Genomic DNA, 15,988 nt, shown 5'->3' on the forward strand with positions numbered 1-15,988 from the left:
GGGCGGAAAGGCGGAAGAAAGAGGGCTTCCTGTAAAAAGAAAACCGGAAAGACACAGCAGAAACTGCTGTGATATAAAAAAGCCTGTATGTGCCAAAGGCTCATACAGGGCATAGAAAACAGTCAAAACAAACCGGGAAAGCCCTAAGCGGCATACAAAAAACGCCTGTCATTGCCTGCCAATCTGCTTCCACAGTTTCTTTTTTCTCTTCTTCCATCCAGACTATACTGTCGGTTTTGGAATTTCACCAAATCCTGCGTTTTACGCTCGCGGACTTTACCGCCGATCGGGAATTTCACCCTGCCCTGAAGAGTTCGTTATATTTTTTACAAGCCCAGTATACCAGTATTTTGAAAAAAAGCAAGAGGAAATTTTTCCCGAAGAAAATGCCATTATATGTAGGAACAGGATGGCAAAGGATAGAAAAACCCTCTGTTTTCATTGATTTTACAGGGATTTTTTCTGTCGGGACAAGATTTTATTTTTTTCGTCAAAAATTGTGTTTTTTGTGGAAGTTGGCGGTTGCTTCTTTGTTTTGAATGGTGTACAATATACATAATAAATGTATACAGTATAGAAAAAACGGGGGTTACACCGTGAGAGAAATACGACTGAAGGCAAGAGCAAAGATCAATTTAACACTGGATGTGACAGGCAAACGGGAAGATGGCTATCATCTTTTGGAAACCATTATGCAGACCGTTGCCCTGTATGACGGCATCTATATGAAGAAGCTGGAAAAGCCCCAGATCAAATTGAAAACGAACCTGCCCTGGCTGCCGACCGATGAACGCAATCTGGCGTGGAAGGCGGCAAACCTGATGCGGGAGACTTTTGATATCCGGGAGGGCGTTTTTATCGAAATCGATAAGCGGATTCCTGTTGCGGCAGGGCTGGCCGGCGGCAGTACAGACTGTGCCGCTGTTCTGGTGGGCATGAACCGTCTGTTTGATCTGCACCTTTCCCAGGAAGAATTGGAAGCCTTGGCAGGAAAATTGGGTTCCGATATCCCTTATTGTGTGCGCCGCGGTACGGTGCTGTGTCAGGGTGTTGGTGAAATTATGACCAATGCGGAATATCCCTGCCCTGATTGTTATGTGGTGTTGGCAAAACTGCCGGTGAGCGTTTCCACTGTCTCTGTTTATAAAGGGCTGCGCTGGCAGGAAGTGCAGGAACACCCGGATACCAAAGCAATGCTCAAAGCCATGGAAGAGAAAGATGTAGCGAAGATGGGCAAGCTGCTCTGCAATGTGCTGGAAACAGTGACCATTGAAATGCATCCAAAGATTGCGAAAATAAAAGAACGTTTGATGGAATTAGGAGCGGAAGGCGCCCTGATGAGCGGCAGCGGCCCTACGGTATTCGCCCTTTTTACAGAGAGGGAAAAGGCGAGAAAGGCAGCAGCGCTGGTGAAGAGAGAATTTGCGTTGAAAGATTCCGTAGCGACCAGAATTTATCGGGTGCAGAGAGAGTTGAGAGGAGATCATAAAAATGACTGAAACGAAATTCAATATCAATACAAATGAATACCTGCCTTTGAGAGATGTCGTTTTTAATACCCTGCGGGATGCCATCCTGACAGGCAAACTGGTTCCCGGCGAAAGACTGATGGAAAACCAGCTGGCGGAAAAATTGGGCGTAAGCCGTACGCCTGTCCGGGAAGCCCTGCGTATGCTGGAACTGGAAAATCTGGTTGAACTGGTTCCCAGAAAAGGCGCGCAGGTGCTGGATATGGGGGAAAAGGATATTGTGAATATTCTGGAGATCAGAAGCGCTTTGGAAGGTTTGGCAACCTCCTTGGCCTGCAAGAAGATGTCCAAAGAAGCCCTGCAGCAGCTGAAAAACATGGAAGTGGATTTTGAACGCGCTGTAGCGGAAAACGATGTAGAACGTTTCGTGGATATCGATGAAGATTTCCATGATCTGATCTTCGATGCAACGGAAAATGATAAACTGATCCAGATGTTCAGAAACCTGCGGATCCAGTTGTATCGTTACAGAATGGCGCAGGCAAAGAATGATACTTCTATGTCTACCATCGTTGCCCATCATAGAAGCATCATCCGTGCGATCGAAAATCATAATAGCGAGGAAGGTGCATCTGTTGCCCAGGGCCATATCAAATATCAGGCAGATTCTATTCTACGTTTTGTAAGAAATAAATAAGAATTCCAAACGAAGCCTCCCATTTTGTGGGAGGCTTTTTGTAGCTGGAAAAACTTACAGTTTTGTTACAGGGGAAGTTTCTTCTGCCTTTTGCTTGCAATCTTTTTGTCGATAGCATAAAATAAGATGGAATCACTATTGTCATTTTTTGAAGAATAAGGGGGGAAACCCATTGGCGGACAGCAATACATTGTTTCCAAAAAGAGATGACCGTGTACCCTATGGCGGCGGCAAGCCGGTCAGAAGCGGCAGGGGGAGCAAAAGAAACAGAAGCAGTCAGAAAGAACCACAGAAAAAACGTACCAGAAAAAGCGGCGGCAAAAAGCTGAATCGCAATCTGCTTTATTTGATCGGTATTGTGGTGATTTTGTTTATCATATTTTTGTTTGTACGAAAAAATGGTTCCGCTGTTTTCATTGGAGAAGAACAGGTAGGTATCTTGGAAAGCAGAAAGATAACAGCGGAAGAACTGACCACCACATTGGAAAGCCAGCTGGAAAGCACGGTTGGCTCCAAGGTGCAGATCAATGAGGAGATCAAGGTGGAAGGCGTGCATATTGGCTCCAAGAATAAAAAGGACGTTTGCACGATGGAACATCTGCTGCCCAAGATGCGGAATATGGTAACTTATAAAGTGGAAGCGGCAATTATCACGGTGGACGGCGGCAAAGTGGCCATCCTTGCCAATAAAGAAGCGGCAGAAGCTGTGCTGCAGCAGGTGCAGACAGACCTGATGCCTGAAGGCGGCGTTGCGGAGGATGCAGAAATCGGCTGGCAGGAAAAGGTGGAAATCGTCAGTGAATTTGTAGAATCTACAGAAATTCTGGAACAGGAAGATGCCGTTGCGATTTTGGAATCTACCACAGAGGCTACCCAGAGCTATACCATCCAGTCTGGGGATGCTCTGTATCTGATTGCCAGTGAATTCAGTACCACAGTGGAAAAATTGATCGAACTGAATCCCGGTGCGGATCTTTCCCAAGGCATTCGGGTGGGGCAGGTCATCAATGTGCCGGTACAGAAGCCCAAGGTTTCCGTAAAGACCGTAGAAACGCAGGTATTGACTGCTGTAGAGCCTAAAACCTACGAAACCCAGTATGATGATACGAAGCCTTCCAGCTATCAGAAGGTCATCCAGCAGGGGAAAGCCGGTCAAAAGAAGAGTACCATTCAGGTCACCCGTGTCAACGGTGTAGTCATTGAGGAAAAAGAGGTTTCCAAGGAAATCATTGAGGAGGCTGTGCCTGAAATCATCGTAAAAGGTACCCAATGAGAAAAGCATAGCGAAAAAAATAGAACCGTTCTGAAATTAACCGTTTCGGAACGGTTTTTTTTGTGCTATTATGAATACAAGAGGAGAGAACGGTTTCAGAAGATGGTTCTGACTGTTTGCGGGGCAAACCCAATGAAAAAACGCAGATTTTGGGATGTTTCTGCTATGGGTAATATATAAATAAAAAAGCAGTTTCATAATATATCTTTGTGAATGACTGCCTGCGGTCGGGGGCAAAGATATGTTATGAAGCAGTTTGCGGAGCAAACACATCCCAAAAGAGCAGCTTTTGAGATGCTGTTGCTGCGCGCCATGTATAAAGAGGAGGTTTTTCCAATGGGTATTTCTTTTTCCCTTCAGGGCGATTTTATCAAAATGGATGAGGTCTTTGCATTACAGGATCAGGTAGAGCGGTGCCATAAGGCACTCCATGAAAAAACAGGCAAGGGCAATGACTTCGTCGGCTGGGTAGATCTGCCTGAAAATTATGACAAGGAAGAATTTGACCGCATCAAAAAAGCAGCGGAAAAAATCAAAGCCAACAGTGAAGTGCTGATCGTCATTGGCATCGGCGGTTCCTATCTGGGGGCAAGAACGGCTCTGGATTTCATCAAGACCCCTTATTATAATGAATTAAAAAAGGATACGCCCGATATCTATTTTGTGGGCAACAACATCAGCTCTGCTTATCTGAATGATATTCTGGCAATTTTGGGGGACAGAGATTTCTCCGTCAACGTGATTTCCAAATCCGGCACTACCACAGAGCCTGCCATCGCCTTCCGTATCTTCAAGCAGCTGCTGGAGAAAAAATACGGCAAGGAAGAAGCGGCAAAACGTATCTTTGCCACCACGGATAAAGCCAGAGGTGCACTGAAGGAAATGTGCAACAAGGAAGGATATGAAACCTTTGTGATCCCTGATGATGTTGGCGGCCGTTTTTCTGTGTTGACCCCCGTTGGCTTGCTGCCCATGGCCGCAGCCGGCGTAGATCTGGATGCAGTGATGAAAGGTGCTCAGGATGCAAGAAAAGCCTACAGCAATCCCAATTTGAAAGAAAACATCTGCTATCAGTATGCCGCTTTGCGTCATCTGTTCTATCAGCAGGGGAAAACAGTGGAGATTCTGGCAAATTATGAACCCCATCTGACTTCCTTCGGGGAATGGTTCAAGCAGCTCTATGCAGAAAGCGAAGGGAAGGAGCATAAAGGCATCTTCCCTGTGACAGCAAATTTCTCTACTGACCTGCATTCCATTGGTCAGTATATTCAGGATGGGCTGAGATGCTTCTTTGAAACGGTGCTGTGGGTAAAGGAACCCAAATCTGCAGCTTTGGTTCCCTTTGATGCACAGGATGGGGATGGCCTGAATTTCTTAGCTGAAAAAGAGATTCATTTCGTCAACAGCAAGGCCTTTGCAGGCACGATGCTGGCCCATATGGATGGCGGCGTTCCCAATATGGTCATTGAACTGGACAAGATGGATGCATATCATTTTGGCGCACTGGTTTATTTCTTTGAAAAGGCGGTGGGTATCAGCGGCTATCTGCTGGATGTGAACCCCTTCGACCAGCCCGGCGTAGAAGCCTATAAGAAAAATATGTTTGCCCTCTTGGGCAAGCCCGGTTATGAAGACCGCAAGGCCGAACTGGAAGCAAGACTGAAATAAGCAATGAAAAAAACTCCTCGAAAGAGGAGTTCCAGAAAGTAGACAAAGTGATTTTCGAATAGCGGAAGGGCTTGGAAAACGAACCCGTTTCCCAAATGGAATCCGCAGGAGGAATTTACTTTCAACGAGGAAAACAGCGGGTTTCAAGGCGTTTTTGCCGAGGAAACCCGCTGTTTATTCATCTGTTTCAACTCATCGAAATCCTGATTTCAACGAAAGGGGCGACAAAGTCGATACCCTCAAAATAGCTGTTCCAGCAATGCTTTGCACAGCTTATCATCCAGTTCCAACAGGCTCCTTTTCCCATCGATAAAAGTGATGGAAATTTTATGATTGCCTTTGACTTCACTTTCCACTTTATGGGCGGCAACCATTTTTTTATTCAGGATCACCATATTGCCCAGGCTGATGGACAGAACCACTTTTCCGCCGGAAATCATGATTTTCCCATCCGGATAATCCCCGGCAATGACTTTGTTTTTTGCACCTAAGATACCCATGGATATTCCTCCTTTTGGTGGGGATATGTTTTCTTCTCCATATAAAAATAGCATTTTTGGACAGTTTTGGCAAGATAGACAGAAATGTTTACTTTTCGGGCTTTTTCTTGTATAATAATTCTGTTATGAACATGAAAGGTAAAACTTTCCGAAGGGAGAGGGAAAGAATGGAGAAAAAGATTCTGATTGTTGATGATGAAAAAAATATTGTCGATATCATTGCATTCAATCTGAAAAAAGAAGGCTATCAGGTCATCAAGGCGGCCGATGGGGAAGAAGGCGTAAAAAAGGCCATGGAAGAAAATCCTGACCTGATTTTGCTTGATATCATGATGCCGAAAATGGATGGCTATGAAGCCTGCAAAAAAATCAGAGAAAAGAAAAATACACCGATCATTATGCTGACAGCCAGAGCGGAAGAACTGGATAAGGTTCTGGGGCTGGAACTGGGGGCGGATGATTATGTGACAAAGCCTTTTGGCGTAAGGGAACTGATGGCGAGGGTCAAGGCAAATCTGCGGAAATCCGCGTTTCGGGAAGAGCCTGCGGCGGAAGAAAAGCCCGTGGCCGAAGGGAATTTTGGCAGATTAGATCTGAATCCGGATCGTTACGAAGTCCGCAAGGATGGCAAGATCATCGACCTGACCCTGCGGGAATTTGAGCTTTTGAAATTCCTTTCTGCCCAGAAAGGGCAGGTCTTTTCCAGAGAGACCCTTCTGGAAAAGGTTTGGGGGTATGAATATTTTGGCGATGTGCGTACGGTAGATGTGACCATCCGCCGTTTGCGGGAAAAAATAGAGGATGACCCCGGCAAACCGGCGTATATCCTGACAAAAAGAGGCGTAGGATATTATTTTGATTGCTAAGAAAAGCGAGGGAAGAGCTTTTGCGTAGTATAAAATGGAAGCTCATTGTGATGTATCTGGGGTTGGTCTTGATCGTTATGATCGTCAGCGGAACCTATATCCTGCTGTCCCTGCGAAATATCGAGATTGACAAATCCAGGCAGCAATTAGAGACTTATGCAGAAAAAATCAACGAACAGGTGATCGAGGGCGGCGATCCTGATGAATTCCAAGCGAATCTGCTGCGAACGGTCTCCAATGCCGTGGGCATCCAGGGGAATATTCTGGATGCGGACGGGGAAACGCTGGCGTCGACGACTGTCACAGAAGCACCCTATCCCGTTTATACGGATCAGTCTATTATCGCAGCCATGAATGGCATGACTTCTTTTTCTACCCAGAAGAAGAGTACCGATTCCTTTGGCCTTCTGCGGGAATGGATGAGCTATGCGGTGCCTGTCAAAGCAGGGGCGGCCGATGCCGAGACCACTTATATTATCTATACCAGGCTGGATGCCAGCGATATGCAGACCAGCCTGAATGAAACCACCAACACCATCGTGGCGGCAGTTGCCATTGCGCTGTTCCTGGCAGCGGTCATGGGGTATGTCTTTGCCCAGACCCTGACAGGGCCGATTCTTGCCCTGACAAAGGGGGCCAAGAGCATGGCGGAAGGCAACATGAACCAGAGCCTGAAGGTCCGAAGCAGCGACGAGATCGGTCAGCTGACCAGCAGTTTCAATTATATGGCTTCGGAGCTGGCAAAAAATATGGCAGAAATTTCCCGAGAAAAAAACCGACTGGAAATTTTGGTGCATAATATGAGCGACGGCGTCATTTCCTTCAGCAAGGATGGCGAACTGATGCTGGCCAATGCAGCTGCAGCAGTGATGCTGGGGGTGGAAAAAATGGATATGAATTTTACGGAATTTCTCCGTGCGTATGATATCAGTTCTTCCATTTATCTGGATATGGGGAACGAACCTTCCAGAAAGGTTATTTTCCCGGTTGGGAAGCAGTTTATCAATGCGAATTTCTCCCCTTATTACGATAAGGATGGGGAAGTGGAAGGCATGGTTGTGGTTTTGCAGGATATCACAGAGCAGAAAAAGCTGGATGATATGCGAAAAGAATTTGTAGCCAATGTTTCCCATGAGCTGCGTACACCCCTGACCACAGTAAAAAGCTATACAGAGACTTTGATAGAAGGTGCCATCGATGACAGAGAGATCGCTATGGATTTCCTTGGTATCATCGACAGCGAAGCAGACCGCATGGCTTTTCTGGTGCGGGATTTGCTGCAGCTGACACGCTTTGATAATAAACAGGTGCGGCTGGATATCACAGAAATCGAAATGAATGATTTCCTGAATATGACCGTTCGCCAGAATAAAATCCATGCGGAGGCAAAGCGGCAGGAACTGTCCTTCGAGCCTTATGAACATATGGTAGTGATTTATGGGGACAGAGACCGTGTGGGGCAAGTGGTCAATAATATCGTGACCAATGCCATCAAATACAGCTTGGAACAGGCCACGATTCGTATCTATATTACAGAAGATGAACAGTATTACAAGATACACGTCAAGGATACGGGCATGGGGATCTCTCGGGAGGATCTGCCCCGCATCTTTGAACGATTCTATCGGGTGGATAAAGCCCGCAGCCGCGCCATGGGCGGCACCGGCCTTGGCCTTGCCATTGCCAAGGAGATCATGGAAAGCCACGGCGGCAAGCTGACGGCGGAAAGTGAATATGGCAAGGGGACAACAATGACGATGTGGTTCCCGAAAGAACGTCCTATCCTCGATTATGAACGGGAAGAAAGCAATACCTGAACGGGCGAAAAACATTGATTTTACGGGAATCTTACCGCTGGTTCCCCGTTGGAAAACATTGTTAGAGAACTGTAAGGGTGTTGTAACATAATTGTAATATTGCTGAGGTATAATCATTATGCAGAGAAGAATATCCCTGCATAATGGTTATTTTCGATGAGGATGAGGAGGTGACAGGCATGAAAGCATACAGAAAGAAACTGGTCGGCGCAGTTTTGGCGACAGTATTCTGTTTTTCTCCTGTCAGCGCATTTGCGGCAGAGGCTCCTGTAACCATTACCAGTGGGCTGCACGTGCAAAGTGAAGAAATCGAATGTACCTTTGATGAAAGCCGGATCCTGTATGGCGAAGCAGCGCCTGGTTCGAAGATTACCTTCACCATATCTAAGCTGGATCGCTTTGGCGCAATGGTGGAAATCTATAGAGAAACCATTACGGTAGGTTCTATGGGGCTGTTCAGTACGACCCTTCCTTTGGAAAGAGGGAATAACTATATCGCAATTACTGTGGCAGGAAAAGACGGCAAAACCGAAGCAGTTGTAAAGCGTGTTCCGCAGACTGTAAAAAATCAGCTGCAGCGGATGATTGCGCTGCCTGGGCTGAATGTAACTTTGAAGTAAAAAAACAAAAATAAATTGAATAGAAAAAGCGGTGGGATCAAATGAAAATATACAAAATCACGAATTTTGTCATTGTTGCTTTGGTCATAACTGCGATTTATCAGACAGGAGAGTTATGGCTGGAGGGAACAAACGGTCATAACTTTTTTTATGCCCTGTCGGAATATTTTGCTTCTGATAAACAGGAAGCAGATGGGGATGTGCTCCTCGCAACGCGCTATGCCGTTGGGGAGGGGGAAGGCACATTTTCTGTCTATTATCCCGATGATGTAGGGAATAGCACGATGTTGGATATAGCGAACCGGGCTTTAGGGGAGATTTTATCCCAGAGGGATACAGCACCTCAAAAAAGCACGGCGGATTGGAAAGAAATCCTTGCGGATCGCTGCATTGTTATGCAGTATGATTTTATGATCGCTTCAGAAGAATACCTGACCAATTATAAAGAACTGAAAAACAACCAAAAGCTGGAACAATTCGACTATATCACCATTGTGCCGGCAAGAAGAAACGGTGAGGAAAGCCAAGCATATTTCGTCAATTCCGAAACCAATGAATGTGTGCTGTTCCGAGGAGAGGGCGGCAGCGCATCCACAAATCTGTATGAAGCCCTGACAACGGAGGAGAGCGATATGCGCTATATTTCCACAGGGCAGAGAACCAGTGCTTCTGTTTTATGGCGGAATATGTTTCTGCCGCAATGGGCACGGCTGCCTTACCAGTATGCGGCTTTGGAAAGGGAATATGTTTTTGAAAAAGACGGCGAACCCAGCCGTGCGGCTTTGGAAAATACAGTAAAAAATTTCTTCCGTAATTTTTCTGTAGATTGGAGCGAACGAAATGAGGATGGTATCTATACCTTCAGCGACAGCGAAACGGTAGTCAAATATTACCCGGAAGAGAAAGTTTTGGAATATTACAGTTATGAAAATTATGCCGGGAGCGAACGAACCGGGCTTTTGGAAGGATATCAGATCTGCTGTAATTTCCTGAAGAACGATAATTCCCTGCAGACAGATATTTATCTGGCGGATATCGAGCGTACCATCAATAACGAGGTCATTTACTATTTCGATTATGCTGTGGATGATCTGCCGGTGAATCTTTCACAGTCTCTCAGAGACCGAATTGGGTCTTCCCATGCAATCGAGGTGACCCTGCGAAATCAGGCAGTAAAGGAATACCGCCGGTATGCGGTGAATTTTACCCAGATGGAAGAAGAAAAGGAACAGATCAATGTTCAGTTTATTGATGCTCTGGATGATGCAAACAAGACTTATAAGGCCATTGTGGAGGATAAGGATATTACGGATGTAAAAAATATCTCCCTGGGCTATCATGTAGACCTGACAGGCAGCATGCGCCTGAAATGGTTTGTAACGCTGTATGAGTATACCTTTGTGGTGGACACAGATCAGGAAAAAGAACTGACCGGTGTGGCTGCGGGGGAATGATGTAAGAAAGGAGGAGGCTCATGGAATGGGGGAAGGCCAAGCGGTTTGTGGTGATCCTGCTGGTGCTGCTCAATATTGTTTTGGCGGGGCTCAATCATCAGCAAAAACAGGAAAATACTATGACGGCATCTCAGGAACGGGCAATTTTTGAGGTCCTCTCTCAAAATGGCATCACCATGTATACGGACCTGCTGACAGAACATGCGCCTATGTCCCGATTGAAAGTGGAAATTCCTTCTTACAACAAAGAGACTTTGGAGCGATTGTTTTTCGGCAGTGAAAAAACAACAGTGACGCGGAAAGGCACCCAGACGATTTACCGGGGGCAGGATGCGGTGCTGACCCTGGAGGGGGCCTATGGGCATTGGGAAAAGGAAACCATTGCCATGGGCAAAGAAGACCTGACCCGCGGGGAAGCACAGCGAACTGCGGAAAAATTTATGGATGGGACAGAGCATTTTTTTGGCACCTATGGGGAACCCATGGTGATAGAGGAAGCGGAGGGCCTCCGGGTCAATTTTTATGGCATGTATAAACGGGAAAATGTATTTTCCAATTATTTCTCCCTGTTGGTGACAGAAGGCGGTATCCGGGAAATTACGTTCAATTATTGCCCTGTCAAAGGCTATAGCGGTGAAAAACAGGATATCAGCTATTCTGATGAAGCGCTGCTGACTTTTATGCGGGAATGGAAAAAGAAAGAAACAAAGGAAGAAGCGACAATTTATCGGATCGAATTGGGCTATGACCAGATGGAAAACAGCACTGCTGCGGCAGGGATGGCAGCCATTTCTCTGGAGCCTTGCTATCGCATCTACCTGATGGATGAAGCGGAGCCTTATATCATCAATGCCTATACCTGCCAGATTGTGAATAAATGAAAAATAAGTGAAAAATAAACGAAAAGAGTCCGAAAGGACTCTTTTTTGCCGTATGAATACGTATGAAAAAATGAAAAAAGCCCCTTGCAACCAAGGGGCAAAAGCGGATGACGGGAGTCGAACCCGCCTCTAAAGCTTGGGAAGCTTTCATTCTACCGATGAACTACATCCGCAAAGCAAAAAACAAAAAATGTATTTCTCAATGTTGTTATTATACTCCAAATTTTTGTTTCTGTAAAGTCCGATTTTACATTAAAAATTTCCCTTGTTTTGACAATTTTTCGTTCACTTTCTTCTTTTCTGCGAGACTTACTTTTCTTTCTGCGGGTATACTACCATCAGTAAATTTTTTAGGATGCGAGGGATGCGGGATGGAAAAATTTATTGTTGAGGGAACAGGCGAAGGGTTACGGGGCAGTGTGAAGATCAGCGGGTCAAAAAATGCTGTTTTGCCTATTTTGGCAGCGTGTTTATTGACCCCGGAGGTTTGCGAGATCCACAATGTACCGCCTCTTTCTGATGTGCAGCATATGGCGGAGCTGCTGCGGGAATTGGGGGCACAGGTATTTTTTGATGAGGAAAAGGAAATTATGCGGGTGCAGGCGGCGGAGATCGCCAGCGTGGAGGGGCTGTATGAAATGGCACGGAAAATGCGGGCTTCTTTTTTGGTGGCGGGTGCATTGCTGGGGCGCTGCGGCTGCGCCCGGCTGCCTCTGCCCGGCGGCTGTCAGATTGGAAGCAGACCCATCGATCTCCATTTGAAGGGCTTTCAGGTCATGGGGGCGAAAAATAAACAGGAGCATGGCGTGGTGGAACTGCAGGTGAAAAATCTTAAAGGGGGTGTCATTTATCTGGATTTTCCCAGCGTGGGGGCTACGGAAAATATCCTGCTGGCGGCGGCATTGGCAAAAGGAAAAACGGTGATTGAAAATGCGGCGGCAGAACCGGAAATCTGCGATCTGGCGGATTTCCTGCGGGAAATGGGGGCAGATGTGGCAGGGGATGGCACAGATACCATTACCATCAATGGCGTAAAGGAACTCCACGGCGCAACCCATACCGTTATTCCTGACCGCATCGAAGCAGGTACTTTTATGACAGCAGCTGCCATCACCGGCGGGGATATTCTTCTGGAAAATGTACAGGAGGAACATCTGAAACCTGTTATTGCGAAATTGGCAGAGTGCAACGTGAAAACAGAAATGACGCCGGAGGGCTTGCGGGTGTATCGCAAGGGAAAGCTGCATCCGGTACAGGTAAAGACGATGCCGTTTCCTGGTTTCCCCACGGATATGCAGGCGCCATTTATGAGCCTGATGACCGTGGCTAAGGGCACCAGCGTCATCACAGAAACGGTTTTTGAAAATCGTTTTATCCATGCGGGGGAGCTGCAGCGGATGGGAGCGGATATCAAAATTGACAGCCGCAGTGCCATCATCGAAGGGGTGGATACGCTGACGGGAACAAAGGTAAAAGCTACAGACCTGCGGGCGGGGGCTGCGCTGATCCTTTCCGCCCTGGCGGCCAAAGGGGAAACGGAAATCAGTGATATTTATCATATTGAACGGGGCTATCATAAGATTGAGGAAAAACTGCGGGCCATTGGCGCCCATATTCGGAAAGAAGAGGAATAATTCTCCAAAGTTCATCAAACGTTTACAATTCGTTTCAAATTTGCATATATTTTTACGCTATGCTATAATATATCAATTACGGTTGAAGGGAAATTCCCTTCGGCTACATAATAAAATGGAAGTGTACGGAAAAAAGAAAGAGAGTTGGAACAATATGGATATGAAAAACCAAAGGAGACCATTGATGTATTATTGGCTCATCGCTTTGCTGGTGATGGGTTTTATCAATATGTTCTTCCTGCCAAGTATTGCGAAAAACGCCATTGAACAGGTCAATTATGACGTGTTTCTGACGCAGATGAACAACAAAAACATCTCTCAGGCAGAAGTAAATGAAGATGTGATTTATTTTTACCTGAAGGATGAACCTGCAGAGGAAGAACACACGCAGATTTTTGCCCAGCAGGCACCAAAGGTCTATTCTACTGTTCGTATGGATGACCCTCAGCTGGTAGAACGTCTGTATGAGGCAGGTGCATCCTTTGGAGAAGTGAAGCCAAAGGAAGTATCGCCTTGGATCAGCAGTCTGATCATGTTTGTGGTATTTTTCCTGCTGTGGCAGTTTGTCATGAAAAAAGCCATGAGCAAGATGGGAGGCATGGGCGGCAATGCCATGTCCTTTGGGAAGGCGAATGCCAAGATATACGTCAAGGCTCAGACAGGAAAAACCTTTAAAGACGTAGCAGGGCAGGATGAAGCCAAGGAAGCCCTGAATGAAATCGTGGATTTCCTGCATAATCCCCAGAAATATACGGAGGTAGGGGCGAAGATGCCCAAGGGTGCTCTGCTGGTAGGCCCTCCCGGTACAGGGAAAACCCTGCTGGCCCAGGCGGTTGCCGGCGAAGCCAATGTACCCTTTTTCTCCATTTCCGGTTCTGAATTTGTAGAAATGTTTGTTGGTATGGGGGCGGCAAAGGTACGTGACCTGTTCAAGCAGGCCAATGAAAAGGCACCCTGTATCGTATTTATCGATGAAATTGATACCATCGGGAAAAAACGTGACGGCAATGGTATGGGCGGCAATGATGAACGGGAACAGACTCTGAACCAGCTGCTGACGGAGATGGATGGTTTTGACGGACAAAAAGGCGTTGTCATTCTGGCGGCTACCAATAGACCGGAAACCTTGGATAAGGCGCTGCTGCGTCCCGGGCGTTTCGACAGAAGAATTCCCGTGGAACTGCCGGATCTGAAAGGCAGAGAAGCCATTCTGAAGGTTCATGCGGAAAAGATTAAAATGGAAGATAACATCGATTTTGATGCCATTGCCAGAGCAACCTCCGGGGCATCCGGGGCAGAACTGGCGAATATTGTGAACGAAGCGGCCCTGCGGGCAGTGCGTATGGGGCGCAGCAAGGTAACGCAGAATGACTTGATGGAAAGCGTTGAAGTCATTTTGGCAGGCTATCAGCGGAAAGGCGCAGTGATCTCCCCTGAAGAGAAGAAAATCATTGCATACCACGAGGTGGGTCACGCTTTGGTAGCTGCAAAACAGAAAAATTCTGCGCCTGTGCAGAAGATCACTATTATCCCCAGAACCAGCGGTGCTTTGGGCTATACCCTGCAGGTGGATGAAGGGGAAAAATTCCTGATGAACAAAGAAGAGATTTTCAATAAGATTGCCACATTCACTGGGGGACGTGTGGCAGAAGAACTGAAATTTGGCTCCATTACAACAGGGGCCTCTAACGATATTGAGCAGGCGACCCGCATGGCCAGAGGGATGATCACCCGTTATGGCATGAGTGATGAATTTGGCATGGTGGCCTTGGAAACAGTCACCAATCAGTATCTGGGCGGGGATACTTCCCTGGCCTGCTCCAATGAAACTGCATCCAAAATTGACGCTGCTGTTATCGAAGTGGTGAAACAGGCCCATGATAAAGCAGTGGAAATCATTCGTGAAAATATGGAGAAACTGGATGAAATTGCTGGATATCTGCTGGAAAAAGAAACCATTACTGGGGAAGAATTTATGGAAATTTTGAATCGGGAAGAAACAGAATAAAGGAAAGTCTGAAAAAGCAGAGCTTATCAATAAGCTTCCTGCATAAGAAAACAATCCAAATCTAATGAAAAATAGGATGAATCTCAAAATTACAGGGATTCATCCTATTTTGATGTTTCCCGCTGAGGATGTGCGATATATTATTCTGCTTTTTTGTCGAGAAACGGGACTGGACAATTTAATGCCGAAACTGTAAAATAAATAAAAATATTTTACAGCAAGAAAGAAGGGTTTCCATGTCCATTCATAATATTCAGTATGAAGGCATTGAAATTGAATATGAACTGACCCGCAAAAACGTGAAATACATCAATCTTCGGGTGAATAAATATGGAAAAGTAGTGGTTTCCGCAGGCAAAAACGTACCCTTTGCCGTGATCGATGAATTTGTTCAGTCCAAGGCTTTTTGGATCATTACCCATTTGGCGGAGATTGAAAAGATCAAAAATGGTTTACCTGATGGCAGCATGTATGATGGGAAAACGGTCTATTATCTGGGGAAACCGTATCGCCTGACCCTGGAACGGGGCGACAGCCGCATTTATCTGGAAGGAGACAACATCTTCCTTTTTTCTCCGAAAATGATCGACAATGTGCTGAAAGAAGAATATTTAGCTTGGCTGCAGGCAAGGGCAGGAGAAAAATTTGAAGAAATTATGGATAGAATTTATCCAATGGTGAAAGAATATCATATAGTAAGGCCAGAAATCAAAATCCGAAATATGAAAAGCATTTGGGGCAGCTGCACCACCACGGGCAAATCTATCCGCCTGAACCTGCAGCTGATGAAGGCGGAGGAAGCCTGTATCGAGCAGGTGATCCTCCATGAATTGCTGCATTTTCGCTATCCAAATCATGGGAAATCTTTTTATGATCTGATGGATCAGCTGATGCCGGATTGGAAAGAACGCAAGGAAAAATTGGAAACAAAATTTAAAGATGGCATTTGATATAAGCAGAATAAATAGGCAGAGAAAGGATTTGTGTTTGACAAATGCTTTTCTCTGCGCTATAATCATATATAGTGATAAGGAAAATTTATATTGACGCGGAGTAGAGCAGTCCGGTAGCTCGTCGGGCTCATAACCCGGAGGTCGTCGG

Annotated in this window: 13 protein-coding genes, 1 tRNA gene and 1 riboswitch; of the genes, 12 read left to right on the plus strand and 2 right to left on the minus strand. The window is 46.1% G+C overall.

Annotated features, from left to right (window positions below):
* Window positions 1-201: 201 nt before the first annotated feature.
* A riboswitch (FMN riboswitch) is annotated at window positions 202-317 on the minus strand.
* A 279-nt stretch (window positions 318-596) separates the two neighbouring features.
* From ispE to ACI39P_RS04865, 4 genes are all read left to right on the plus strand, one after another.
* On the plus strand, window positions 597-1,499 hold the full coding sequence (ispE, locus tag ACI39P_RS04850; RefSeq protein ID WP_439719556.1) for a 4-(cytidine 5'-diphospho)-2-C-methyl-D-erythritol kinase: 903 nt from the start codon (window positions 597-599) through the stop codon (window positions 1,497-1,499).
* Entirely contained in the window at window positions 1,492-2,166 is a 675-nt protein-coding gene (locus ACI39P_RS04855; RefSeq protein ID WP_439719557.1) for an FCD domain-containing protein, read from the plus strand. The genes ispE and ACI39P_RS04855 overlap by 8 nt, the downstream gene beginning before the upstream one ends.
* 172 nt (window positions 2,167-2,338) lie before the next feature.
* Window positions 2,339-3,439: a G5 domain-containing protein gene (locus ACI39P_RS04860; RefSeq protein ID WP_439719558.1), complete on the plus strand. Its 1,101-nt coding sequence runs from the start codon at window positions 2,339-2,341 to the stop codon at window positions 3,437-3,439.
* Window positions 3,440-3,775: 336 nt separating this feature from the next.
* A complete protein-coding gene (locus tag ACI39P_RS04865) occupies window positions 3,776-5,107 on the plus strand; it encodes a glucose-6-phosphate isomerase (RefSeq protein ID WP_439719559.1) in 1,332 nt (443 codons plus the stop codon).
* Between the two features lie 239 nt (window positions 5,108-5,346).
* On the opposite strand, the gene ACI39P_RS04870 is transcribed toward ACI39P_RS04865, so the two are convergent.
* Window positions 5,347-5,607: a hypothetical protein gene (locus tag ACI39P_RS04870; RefSeq protein ID WP_439719560.1), complete on the minus strand. Its 261-nt coding sequence runs from the start codon at window positions 5,605-5,607 to the stop codon at window positions 5,347-5,349.
* A 167-nt stretch (window positions 5,608-5,774) separates the two neighbouring features.
* Between ACI39P_RS04870 and yycF the strand changes: the two genes are divergently transcribed.
* The 5 genes from yycF to yycI all read left to right on the plus strand — a co-directional run bounded on the left by yycF (window position 5,775) and on the right by yycI (window position 11,245).
* Window positions 5,775-6,473, plus strand: coding sequence for a response regulator YycF (gene yycF, locus ACI39P_RS04875; RefSeq protein WP_439719561.1), 699 nt, complete (start codon window positions 5,775-5,777; stop codon window positions 6,471-6,473).
* Window positions 6,474-6,493: 20 nt separating this feature from the next.
* Window positions 6,494-8,290, plus strand: a complete 1,797-nt coding sequence (locus tag ACI39P_RS04880; protein ID WP_439719562.1) for an ATP-binding protein — start codon at window positions 6,494-6,496, stop codon at window positions 8,288-8,290.
* 179 nt (window positions 8,291-8,469) lie between these two features.
* Window positions 8,470-8,910 carry a hypothetical protein gene (locus tag ACI39P_RS04885; protein WP_439719563.1) on the plus strand — a complete coding sequence of 147 codons (441 nt, stop codon included), beginning with the start codon at window positions 8,470-8,472 and terminating at the stop codon, window positions 8,908-8,910.
* A 41-nt stretch (window positions 8,911-8,951) separates the two neighbouring features.
* Window positions 8,952-10,364: a hypothetical protein gene (locus ACI39P_RS04890; RefSeq protein WP_439719564.1), complete on the plus strand. Its 1,413-nt coding sequence runs from the start codon at window positions 8,952-8,954 to the stop codon at window positions 10,362-10,364.
* 20 nt (window positions 10,365-10,384) lie between these two features.
* Window positions 10,385-11,245, plus strand: a complete 861-nt coding sequence (gene yycI / locus ACI39P_RS04895) for a two-component system regulatory protein YycI (RefSeq protein WP_439719565.1) — start codon at window positions 10,385-10,387, stop codon at window positions 11,243-11,245.
* 102 nt (window positions 11,246-11,347) lie between these two features.
* Here the strand turns inward: yycI and ACI39P_RS04900 are convergent.
* Window positions 11,348-11,418 (minus strand) — tRNA-Gly (locus ACI39P_RS04900).
* A 198-nt stretch (window positions 11,419-11,616) separates the two neighbouring features.
* Here ACI39P_RS04900 and murA point away from each other — a divergent pair.
* The 3 genes from murA to ACI39P_RS04915 all read left to right on the plus strand — a co-directional run bounded on the left by murA (window position 11,617) and on the right by ACI39P_RS04915 (window position 15,837).
* A complete protein-coding gene (gene murA, locus ACI39P_RS04905) occupies window positions 11,617-12,879 on the plus strand; it encodes a UDP-N-acetylglucosamine 1-carboxyvinyltransferase (RefSeq protein WP_439719566.1) in 1,263 nt (420 codons plus the stop codon).
* Between the two features lie 184 nt (window positions 12,880-13,063).
* On the plus strand, window positions 13,064-14,887 hold the full coding sequence (gene ftsH, locus ACI39P_RS04910; RefSeq protein ID WP_439719567.1) for an ATP-dependent zinc metalloprotease FtsH: 1,824 nt from the start codon (window positions 13,064-13,066) through the stop codon (window positions 14,885-14,887).
* A gap of 236 nt (window positions 14,888-15,123) precedes the next feature.
* Window positions 15,124-15,837: a SprT-like domain-containing protein gene (locus tag ACI39P_RS04915; protein ID WP_439719568.1), complete on the plus strand. Its 714-nt coding sequence runs from the start codon at window positions 15,124-15,126 to the stop codon at window positions 15,835-15,837.
* The last annotated feature ends 151 nt before the right edge of the window (window positions 15,838-15,988 follow it).

It is taken from the genome of Anaerotignum sp. (assembly GCF_051877975.1).
Lineage (GTDB): Bacteria > Bacillota > Clostridia > Lachnospirales > Anaerotignaceae > Anaerotignum_A.